At 68.7% G+C, this 9,791-nt stretch carries 9 protein-coding genes; 2 read left to right on the top strand and 7 right to left on the bottom strand.

Features of this window, described 5'->3' with window-relative positions; genetic code table 11:
• Positions 1-356: 356 nt before the first annotated feature.
• Positions 357-2,510 carry an acyl-CoA dehydrogenase gene (locus JW364_RS07485; protein WP_205333396.1) on the bottom strand — a complete coding sequence of 718 codons (2,154 nt, stop codon included), beginning with the start codon at positions 2,508-2,510 and terminating at the stop codon, positions 357-359.
• Between the two features lie 73 nt (positions 2,511-2,583).
• Positions 2,584-2,832: a hypothetical protein gene (locus tag JW364_RS07480; protein WP_068971403.1), complete on the bottom strand. Its 249-nt coding sequence runs from the start codon at positions 2,830-2,832 to the stop codon at positions 2,584-2,586.
• 17 nt (positions 2,833-2,849) lie between these two features.
• On the opposite strand from JW364_RS07480, the gene JW364_RS07475 reads away from it, so the two are divergent.
• On the top strand, positions 2,850-3,833 hold the full coding sequence (locus JW364_RS07475; protein WP_068971404.1) for a TauD/TfdA family dioxygenase: 984 nt from the start codon (positions 2,850-2,852) through the stop codon (positions 3,831-3,833).
• A 161-nt stretch (positions 3,834-3,994) separates the two neighbouring features.
• On the opposite strand, the gene JW364_RS07470 is transcribed toward JW364_RS07475, so the two are convergent.
• Entirely contained in the window at positions 3,995-4,837 is an 843-nt protein-coding gene (locus JW364_RS07470) for a sulfurtransferase (protein WP_205333395.1), read from the bottom strand.
• A 108-nt stretch (positions 4,838-4,945) separates the two neighbouring features.
• Between JW364_RS07470 and JW364_RS07465 the strand changes: the two genes are divergently transcribed.
• Positions 4,946-6,115 carry a metallophosphoesterase gene (locus JW364_RS07465; protein WP_205333394.1) on the top strand — a complete coding sequence of 390 codons (1,170 nt, stop codon included), beginning with the start codon at positions 4,946-4,948 and terminating at the stop codon, positions 6,113-6,115.
• A 190-nt stretch (positions 6,116-6,305) separates the two neighbouring features.
• On the opposite strand, the gene catC is transcribed toward JW364_RS07465, so the two are convergent.
• From catC to JW364_RS07445, 4 genes are read right to left on the bottom strand one after another with little or no spacing between them, the layout of a single operon-like run.
• Positions 6,306-6,587: a muconolactone Delta-isomerase gene (gene catC, locus JW364_RS07460; protein ID WP_058249761.1), complete on the bottom strand. Its 282-nt coding sequence runs from the start codon at positions 6,585-6,587 to the stop codon at positions 6,306-6,308.
• Positions 6,587-7,453 (bottom strand): catechol 1,2-dioxygenase, encoded by an 867-nt coding sequence (gene catA / locus JW364_RS07455; protein WP_205333393.1) that lies wholly within the window; start codon positions 7,451-7,453, stop codon positions 6,587-6,589. Before catA ends, catC begins: the two co-directional genes overlap by 1 nt.
• Before the next feature lie 56 nt (positions 7,454-7,509).
• Entirely contained in the window at positions 7,510-8,613 is a 1,104-nt protein-coding gene (locus JW364_RS07450) for a mandelate racemase/muconate lactonizing enzyme family protein (protein ID WP_205333392.1), read from the bottom strand.
• Positions 8,610-9,593 carry a LysR family transcriptional regulator gene (locus JW364_RS07445; RefSeq protein WP_205333391.1) on the bottom strand — a complete coding sequence of 328 codons (984 nt, stop codon included), beginning with the start codon at positions 9,591-9,593 and terminating at the stop codon, positions 8,610-8,612. The genes JW364_RS07450 and JW364_RS07445 overlap by 4 nt, the downstream gene beginning before the upstream one ends.
• Positions 9,594-9,791: the final 198 nt, after the last annotated feature.

The following is a 9,791-nucleotide window of genomic DNA, read 5'->3' as shown; positions in this document are numbered from 1 at the left end:
CTTGTCTCCACGACTCAAACGACTAGCCTTAGACATTGACATCCTCCTTTTGTGGTTGGGATAACCAAGCCCCTTATGACCACATCAGGAGGATGTCCCAGTTACCAGCCCTTCCAGCTATTACTAGCAGCGAGCTTGCGAGCGTCACGAAGGGTCCTGGTGAGGCGGGTTGCGAGACCCTTCGTGACGCGCCCTCCGCAAGCTCCGGGCGCTCCTCAGGGAGCAGAAGGGTGACCCTCCGCAGGTGAGCAGAAGGGTGACCCTCCGCAGGTGAGCAGAGGGGTGACCCTCCGCCGGGAGCAGAAGGTGGGCCCTGCGCAGGGAGCAGAGGGGTGGCCTCCGCAAGCTCTGGGCGCTCAGCGGATGAGCGGGTCGCGCGGCAAGCCGAGGATGCGTTCGGCGATCTGGTTGCGGGTGATCTCCGACGTCCCGCCGGCGATCGACATCCCGCGGGCACCGAGGATCAGCAGGCCGGCCAGCTTGCCGGGACCGGACGAGAACGCGACGTCGGGTCCGAGCAATTCCGCGGCCAGGTGCGCGCGGTCGCTGAGATGCTCGGCGAGAAGCAGTTTCGTCACATTTCCCTCGGGTCCGGGAGCGGCGCCGACGACCGATCGGGCGGCACGACGCAGATTCAGCAGTCGCAGCGCATCCTCGACGGCGAGGAACTCACCGACCTTCGTCGCCGCCCCCTCGACCCGGTCCCCGTAGCCCTGGACGAGTGCCACCATCTGTTGGACCGCACCGTCGCTACCCGGCGCACCGCCGCCGATGCTGACCCGCTCGTTGCCGAGGGTCGCGCGGGCCACGGCCCAGCCGTCGTTCGGTGTGCCCACCACGTCTTCGTCAGGGACGAAGACGTCGGTGAAGAACACCTCGTTGAACTCGGACCCGCCGGTGATCTGCCGCAGCGGACGTACCTCGACACCGGGCGCCGACATGTCGATCAACACCGCGGTGATGCCCTTGTGCTTGGGGGCTTCCGGGTCGGTCCGCACCGTTGCCAGCCCTCGCCGGCACAGGTGGGCGCCGCTGGTCCAGACCTTCTGGCCGTTGATGCGCCATCCGCCGTCGACGCGCGTGGCCCTCGTGCTGACCGCCGCCGCGTCCGACCCGGCGCCGGGCTCGGAGAACAACTGACACCACACCTCGTCCCCGAGCAGCGCCGGCCGGACGAACCGGTCGATCTGGTCCTGCGTGCCCTGCTGGATGAGGGTGAGGATGACCCACCCGGTGATGCTGTAATCGGGCCGCTTCACACCCGCGGCCGCCATCTCCTCCTCGATGACGAGTTGTTCGACGGAATCCGCGGCGCGTCCCCACGGCCTGGGCCAATGCGGCATGACGTAACCGGTGTCGATGAGCTTCTCGCGCAGCGCGGACTCGCCGACGCCGGCGATCTCGGCGATGTCGGCTCGAACGCGCGCACGCAGTTCCTCGGCCTCGGGTGGGAGGTCGAGGCTGTTGGCACGGGTGACGCCGCCTGCGGAGAACTCGTACACGTCACGAGCCGGCTGTTGTCCGCCGAACAGCGCCTGCAGCACGGTGGCGCGGCGCAGGTGCAGGTGCGCGTCGTGTTCCCAGGTGAAGCCGATGCCGCCGTGCACCTGGATGTTCAGCTCGGCGTTCGTCGTGTACGTGGGCAGTGCCAGCGCGGCCGCCGATGCCGCGACCAGCCCGAGGGCGTCGGCGTTCTCGTCGGCCGCTCGCGCCGCGTCCCACACCACCGCGGTGGCGGCCTCCGCGCCGACGAGCATGTTCGCGCAGTGGTGCTTGACGGCCTGGAACGCACCGATGGTCCGGCCGAACTGTTCGCGGACCTTCGCGTAGGCCACCGCGGCGTCCAGCGCGTCCCGCGCCCCGCCGACGGCTTCGGCCGCGACCAGCGTCCGGGTGAGCGCCAGCGCGGTGGCCGCCAGTCTCGGCAGACGGACGGCGGCAGCACTCGACAGCGACACCCGCGCCGACAATCGGGTCGGGTCCAGATCGGCGTGCGAGCCCACCTCGACACCGGAGTCCGACGACTCCACCACCAGCACATCGTCGTCGCCGATGAGTACCAGCAGATCCGCGAGCGGTGCGCCGAGTACCGCGTCGACCTGACCGGAGACCGCCCCACCGGCCTCGGTCAGTCCCGGCACCACCGCGACACCCGCGGTGACCGTGCCGTCGACGAGCGACCGCAGCCAGCGGGCTCGCGTCTCGTCGTCGGCATGAGTCAGGATCGCCGAGGCGACCACGGTGGGCAGGAACGGACCCGGCGCCACCGCGCGGCCCAATTCCTCTGTCACGACGACCAACTCGGCGATCCCGAAACCGGAACCGCCGTACTCCTCGGCGACGTGCAGACCCAGCCAGCCGAGTTCGGCGATCTCCGCCCAGAACGTGGGTCTGGCCTCCTCGGGCGCGTCGAGTCGGTCTCGCGCCTGCGCCCGCACCTTTCGGTCGACGGCGAATTCGCGCACCACCGAGGCGAGTTCGACGTGGTCATCGGTCAGGGCAATACTCATGGCGACTCCCGGGATCGTCGGTCACCCGATCACACCATCTACCCCCGGTCCGGGGTGGACGCTTGAGACAAACTCATCGAATCCGTTCCCGACGCGCCCGTTGCACGACCGGGTCCGGGAACGGCACGGCATCGACGAGGTCCCTGGTGTACCGGTCTGCGGGCCGGGTGAGCACGTCCCGCGTTCCGGCCGATGTCCGCCGCGAGATCGACGACGCCGCGGAGACCTCGGCGGACTGAGGCGTTCCGATCACCGTGAGCGATTCCCTCGATCGCACCACCGTCGCGGTGGTCTGATGAATTCGATTGCCATCGAACGACATTGAGAAGAGGATGAGAGATGACCCTGGCGCAGATCGAGGACCGGACCGAGCGCGAGCAGGCAGCTCAGCAGATCTACCGCGACGCGGGGATCACCGTCGACAAGCTCGGCGAGCACATCGGGGCACGCATCGGCCAGGTGCGGCTCGGCGGCGACCTCGCCCCGGAGCAGGTGGAGGCGATCCGCCTGGCGCTGGCGATCAACAAGACGATCGTCTTCGAGGGCCAGGACCAGCTCGACGACGACAGCCAGTACGCGTTCGCCGAACTCCTGGGCGATCCCACCGCACCTCATCCGACGGTGACCTCACGCGGCGAACAGCTGCTGACCATCGAAGGCGCCGCGAACAGCTGGCACTCCGATGTGACGTTCGTCGATCGCATCCCGAAGGCGTCCATCCTCCGGGCGGTGACGCTGCCGAGCTACGGCGGCGCGACGACCTGGGCGTCGACGGTGGCCGCCTACGAGCAGCTGCCGAAACCGCTGCGCGCGTTGACCGAAGAGCTGTGGGCCACCCACACCAATCTGTACGACTACGTCGGCCAGAAGGAGCCCTCGGGTGGTGTCGACGTCAGCCGCAAGGCCGAGCACTACAAGGAGTTCACCAGCTCCGAGTACCAGACGCTGCACCCCGTCGTGCGCGTCCATCCCGAGACCGGCGAACGCAGCCTGCTGCTCGGACACTTCGCCAAGGAGTTCCGCGGCCTCAAGAGTTCCGAGTTCGCCGACCTCTACCAGCTCCTCCAGGCACGTATCACCAAGCTGGAGAACACCTTCCGGTGGAACTGGAAACTGGGCGACGTGGCGATCTGGGACAATCGCGCCACGCAGCACTACGGCATCGCCGACTTCGGCAACCAGCAGCGTGAACTGCACCGCATCACCCTCGCCGGCGATGTGCCCGTCGACGTCCACGGTCAGGCGAGCCAGGTTCTCCAGGGCGACGCGACGCACTACTCGGTCGTCGAAGAACCCGCCCGACTGTCGGTGTTCGCGGCCTGACCCGTGCGCGCGTCACCGCCCGCTCCCTGAGTTGCGAGGAGCGCAAGCGACGAGCCTCGAAGGGTCCTGGCGAGGTGCGTGGCAAACCCTTCGTGACGCGCCCTCCGCAAGCTCCGGGCGCTCCTCAGGGAGCAGAGAGTGCGGCTTGCGCTCCTCTCGCCTCAGGGCCGGTCGCCCTCGGCGACCGGCCGTTCCGGGTTCGACGACCACTGCGAGAACGAACCCGGGAACAGCGCGGCGTCGATCCCCGTGATGGCAAGCGCCGCGATCTGGTGCGCGGCATTGATCCCGGAACCGCAGTAGACGACGACATCGGAGCCGGCCCCGCCGTCGATACCGACATCTGCGAACCGGCGTCGTAGCTCCTCCGCCGGACGGAAGCGGCCGGAGGTGTCGACGTTGTCCGCCGTCGGGACACTGATCGCCCCGGGGATGTGGCCGGCGCGCGGATCGACCGGTTCGACGTCGCCGCGATAGCGTTCGGCGGCCCGGGCGTCGAGCAGGTGTGCCGGCCCGGCCGCGACGCTGTCCATGGTCGCGACCGGCAGGTGTCCGGGGCTCAGGGTCACGTTGCCCGCTCGCGGCCGACCGCCGTCGCCCGTCGTCGTGCGCAGGCCTTCGGCACGCCACGCCGCGAGGCCGCCGTCGAGAAGTCGCACGTCGGCGACACCCGCCCACCGCAGCAGCCACCAGGCGCGCGCGGCCGCGAGGTTGCCGGAGTCGTCGTAGACCACCACCGGGACGGCGTCGTCGATCCCCCATCGCCGGGCCGCCTCCTGGAGGTCGGCGACGTCGGGCAGCGGATGCCTGCCGCCGACCGGCCCGGAGGGCGGGGCCGCCAGTTCGGAGTCGAGGTCGACGTAGACCGCACCGGGGATGTGACCCTCGCGATAGGCGTGCCGACCATCGAAGTCGCCCAGCTGCCAGCGCACGTCCAGCAGGATCGGCGGAGTCGCCAGCAGCATCTCGGCCAGCTCGAGCGGGGTGATGAGGACCTCGGCCATAGCGGCGAGGGTACCAACGCGAACCGATGGCAGAATGGGGCAATCCGCCCATGACCGGGCACCTGGGCCTCCGTCGCCCTGTCGTCACCACCCTCAGGAGTCCAGCCCGTGGCGTTGTTTCCTGCCGTCGTCTTCGGACTCATCACCTTCTGGCTGCACCGGCGCATCGTCCGCGCGACCGCGATGCCGCGCCCCTGGTCGATCATCGCCGACGTGGCGCTGGTCGTGCTGTGGGCGCTCGCCCTCATCGGCTTCGCCACCGGACGGGTGCTCGACCCGTCGTGGGCGCGGCCCATCGGCACGATCGGGCTGATCTGGCTCGCCGCCGTCTTCTACCTGTTCCTCGGCCTCGCGGTGGTGGGCCTCGTGTCGTTCGCCGCACACATCGTCCGCTGGATCCGGCGACGTCGATCCGGAGTGCAGGACAACCCCTCGTTCGCGGCCCGTCGGCTCAGCAAGCTCCGGGTCGCCACGGCCGCGGTCGTGGTGGTCGCGCTCGGGGTCACCGGCTACGGGGTGTGGGAAGCATCTCGCCCCCAGGTCGTCGACATCGACGCCACGTTCGCGAGCCTGCCGCCGCAGTTCGACGGAACGCGCATCGCGGTGATCTCCGACCTGCACGTCGGCCCGGCCCGTGACGCGTCGTTCACCCAGCGCGTCGTCGACGACGTCAACGAGCAGGAGCCGGATCTCGTCGTCCTCGTCGGCGACCTCACCGACGGCACCATCCCGAACGTCCGCGACACCCTCGAACCCCTCGCGGATCTGGATGCGCCTCTCGGGGTCTTCGGTGTGAGCGGCAACCACGAGTACTACGCCGACGACGGTGGTCGGTGGCTCGACGTCTGGGAGGAATTCGGCGTGCGCACGCTGCGCAACGCACGAGCGCCCATCGAGGTAGACGGCGCGACCATCACACTTGCCGGCGTCCACGACGCCACCGCCCCCGAACCGTACGAGCCCGACCTCCCGGCGGCGTTGGCGGGAACGTCTCCCGAAGACTTCACCCTGCTCCTCGCCCACCAGCCCAAGCAGGCCGTCGAGGCATCGGATCTGGGTGTCGACCTCCAGCTGTCCGGGCACACGCACGGCGGCCAGCTCTGGCCCATCCGCTACCTCGTCCGTGCCCAGCAGCCGACGATCACCGGGCTCGACCAGATCGGGAACACCACGATCTACACCACCCGCGGCGCCGGCGCCTGGGGCCCGCCGGTCCGTGTCCTCACGCCGCCGGAGATCACGATCCTCACGCTGCGATCGGCGCCGCCTGCCTCCTGAGGCGCGAGGAGCGAAAGCAACACCCCCTGCCCCCTGAGGTGCGAGGAGCGAAAGCGACGAGCCTCGAAGGGCTGGTGAGTTGACTCGCCGGCCCTTCGAGGCTCGCTTCGCTCGCACCTCAGGGAGCAGATGGGTGGGCTCGCTCGCACCTCAAGGAGCAGGATGGGGCTCGCTCTCGAGGAGCAGCGGCTCAGCCGTTGATATCGGAAGGATGGGTCGCCAGTGGGGTGACCTTGATCCGCATGTACGGGAACAGCGGCAGACCTGACAGCAGGGTGTGCAGTTCGTCGTTCGACTCGACGTCGAAGATCGAGTAGTTGGAGTACTCCCCGACGATCCGCCAGATGTGCGGCCACTTGCCGGCGCGTTGTAGATCCTGCGAGTACGCCTTCTCCCGTGCGACCGTGTCGGCCCGCAGGTCGGGGTCGAGGTCGTCGGGAATGGAGACGTCCATCCGCACGTGGAACAGCATTACTTCGCCGGGTCCAGCACGAAGTCGTAGGAGACGGTGAAGCCGCCCTGGCCGTCGTCTTGCGGGTCGAGCACCAGTTCGGGCTTGACGGCGCTGGCGACGTCGTCATCGTTGTGCGGGTCGCCCGGGAAGTACAGCTGTGCGGTGAGCTGCTCGTGGCCCGGTGCCGAGACCTTGAGGTGCAGGTGCGCGGGGCGCCACGGGTGCCAGCCGGCCGCGGAGATCATCTTCCCGCACGAGCCATCGGTCGGGATCATGTACGGCGCGGGCCGGATGGTGGTGATCTCGAAGCGGCCCTCGTCATCGGCGGTGAAGGTGCCGCGCAGATTCCACTCCGGAATTCCCGGCGCGAACTGCGAGTAGAAGCCGTCGTCGTCGGCGTGCCAGAGTTCGACAGTGGCGCCGGCGAGGGGGGTGCCGTCGCACGACCGGACCTGGCCGGTCCACACCAACGGATCGCCGGGCTCGTTGTCCCGCATGGGCAGAGTGCCCTTGGCGCCGAGTTCCGGAGCGTCCGGGACGTAGTACGGGCCTTCGATGCTGCCCTTGTTGCCCTGACGATGCGAGGTCGCGACGTCCTCGACGACGTGCTCCACCCAGACGTCGAGGAACAGCGGCCACTCGCCGTCCTCACCGACGTTGATGAGCCACGCCTTGAGCGCGTTGTACTCGTCGTAGGTCACCTTGTGCTTCCGGATCACCTCGTGCACGCCTGCGAGGACCTCGTTGATGAGGGTCGAGACACGTTCCGGCGCAGTGTCCTTCACTGCCTCGAACGGAGACTTGTCCGCGTGGAACCGCTCGGTGGCGGAGGCGCCGGACGCCGCGGCGGTGGCGACTTCCTGGGGATGCTCGGTGGTGGTCATGTTCTTCTCCTTGCTACTGGGTTCGCGGCCACGAGACGTGTCGTGGGCGTGCGGGTCTAGTTGTCGGTGCGATAGCGGTCGAGCTTGTCCGGATCGATCTCGAAACCGATGCCCGGCGCGGTCGAACGGTGCAGGTGGCCATCGCGGATCTGCAACGGCTCGGTCAGCAGGTCGTCGCTCATGTCCAGGAAGTTCGACAGCTCACCCGCGTAGCGCGAGGTCAGCTCGAAGGCGCTGCCGAAGGCGAGCGTGCACGCCGTCCCGATCTGTCCGTCGATCTGGTTGCCCATGACGACCGGGACGCCCAACCCCTCGGCGAGGTGATGCGTGCGGCGTGAGGTGGTGAAACCCGACCGCGCGGTCTTGATGCTGACGGCGGTCGCCGACCGGCCGAGGATCTCGCGGGTGACGTCGGCTGGCGTGGGCACCGATTCGTCGGCGATGAACGGCACCGGCAGCTGTTCGACCAGCCACCGGCGACCGAGCACATCGGCTGCGTCGCAGAGCTCTTCGGCGAACAGCAGATCGAGGTCGGCCATCTCCCGCATGGCTCGCGCCGACTCGGCTGCGGTCCAGCCCCGATTGCCGTCGACGTAGAGGTCGACGTCGCTGCCGAACCGCTCGCGGAGCGCGCGGACGACCGCGGTGTCGAGGGATGCCGGGTGACGTCCGACCTTCACCTTGAAGGTGCGGATCCCGTAGATGTCGACCATCTTCTCGGCTTCGGCGACCATCGCGGCCGGCTCTGCGAAACCGAGCATGTGACTGACGCGCATCCGGTCGGTGTAACCGCCGAGCATGTCCCCCACGGGCAACCCCAGGACCTTGCCCAGCGCATCCCAGATCGCCATGTCCACAGCGGATTTCGCGGCCGGGTTGCCGACCGTGCGAGCCATCCGGGCGGCGACCACCTCACGCTCGAGCAAGGTGAGGCCGACGACCGCGGGCGCGAAGACGCCCTTGATCACGGCGATGATGCCGTCCTGGGTCTCGCCGTAGGTGAACGGGCGGGGCGGCGCCTCGGCGACGCCGACCACGCCGGCGTCGGTGTGCACCCGGACCAGCACGTGGGTCGCGGCGTGCACCTCGCCGGAGGCGAACCTCAGCGGCTTCACGTACGGGATGGTGAACGGAATCGCCTCTACGGCGGTGATTTTCACGGTTTCTCTCCAGATCGAGCACCCAGTCGGGTCCTCACGGAACGGTGGTCGGCAAGCTGGGTGTCGCGCGACTCTGCGGCGGCGGAACGGGCGAAGGCGGAATCGGCGAAGGCAGCGGCGATGACGTCGGCGACCGCGGTGACGACCGGGTCGTCGGAACCCGATCGCCAGGCGAGTGCCACCTCGACGGTGTCGGCATCGACGAGGTCGCGCACCACCAAACCGTCGAGCGGAAGTGACCGCACCGAGGCCGGGAGCAGGGCGACCCCCAGCCCGGCGGCGACCAGGGCCAGCAGCACCGCGGTACCCGGCGCCTGGTGCGCCCGGTGGGGAACGAAACCCGCTGCGCGACATGTCCGTATCGCGGCGTCGTTGACGGCCGAGTCCCGGCTGTCGTACAGCACGAACGGCTCGTGGCGGAGGTCGGCGACGGAGACCACGGGCTCGGCGGCCAGTCGGTGATCGACCGACACCGCGAGAACCATCGGCTCGACATCGATGACCGTCGTGTCGATGTGCTCCCCGATCGCCGGCGGGCGCAGGATCCCGAGGTCGAGGGTGCCGGCGCGCAGGGCGTCGCACTGGCCCGGCGTGAGCATGTCGGACTGGATACGAAGATCCACATCGGGCAACTCCCGCTTGACGACCCGCGCGATGCGCGGCAGATGGGAGAACGCGGCAATACCGGTGATACCGACCCGGACGAGGCCGCTGCGGCCGGCGGCGATCCGACGCACGCCGTCCACGGCTTCGTCCACGCCGGCGAGAATTCGCTCGGCCTGGGCCCTGAGGTACTGCCCGGCCGGGGTGAGCGACACCTGACGGGTGGTCCGCGTGAACAGGGTGACGTCGAGCTCGGCCTCGAGCTGGCGGATTGCGTACGACAGCGCGGGCTGTGCCACGTGCAACGACTCCGCTGCCTGCCCGAAATGACAGGTGTCGGCCACGGCGGCGAAGTACCGCAAGTGCCGTAGCTCCATGACCCGCCTCGTCTCGTACTGATCGACACCGCGGTTGTGACCGCGGACACGTCTCACGGTAGAGCGTCGATCCATACATGACAAAGACACAAATTGCGGCAATTGATTGACGCCATTGATCAATAGGCTGCTTGGACAGGACTGGCAATTACCCGGGTGTGATCGCCACCACGTGCTGCCACAGTGCAGAGAGCAGCC

Origin of the sequence: Gordonia sp. BP-119, assembly GCF_016924115.1 — a bacterium.
Taxonomy (GTDB): domain Bacteria; phylum Actinomycetota; class Actinomycetes; order Mycobacteriales; family Mycobacteriaceae; genus Gordonia; species Gordonia hongkongensis.
The sequence above is the reverse complement of the archived record's forward strand: the minus strand, read 5'-3'. Positions and strand labels throughout refer to the sequence as shown.

Bases quoted from the DNA above. Each gene is read 5' to 3' on its own strand.
- JW364_RS07485 (WP_205333396.1), bottom strand. From the start codon at position 2,510: ATGAGTATTGCCCTGACCGATGACCACGTCGAACTCGCCTCGGTGGTG.
- JW364_RS07480 (WP_068971403.1), bottom strand. From the start codon at position 2,832: ATGTCGTTCGATGGCAATCGAATTCATCAGACCACCGCGACGGTGGTG.
- JW364_RS07475 (WP_068971404.1), top strand. From the start codon at position 2,850: ATGACCCTGGCGCAGATCGAGGACCGGACCGAGCGCGAGCAGGCAGCT.
- JW364_RS07470 (WP_205333395.1), bottom strand. From the start codon at position 4,837: ATGGCCGAGGTCCTCATCACCCCGCTCGAGCTGGCCGAGATGCTGCTG.
- catC (WP_058249761.1), bottom strand. From the start codon at position 6,587: ATGCTGTTCCACGTGCGGATGGACGTCTCCATTCCCGACGACCTCGAC.
- catA (WP_205333393.1), bottom strand. From the start codon at position 7,453: ATGACCACCACCGAGCATCCCCAGGAAGTCGCCACCGCCGCGGCGTCC.
- JW364_RS07445 (WP_205333391.1), bottom strand. From the start codon at position 9,593: ATGGAGCTACGGCACTTGCGGTACTTCGCCGCCGTGGCCGACACCTGT.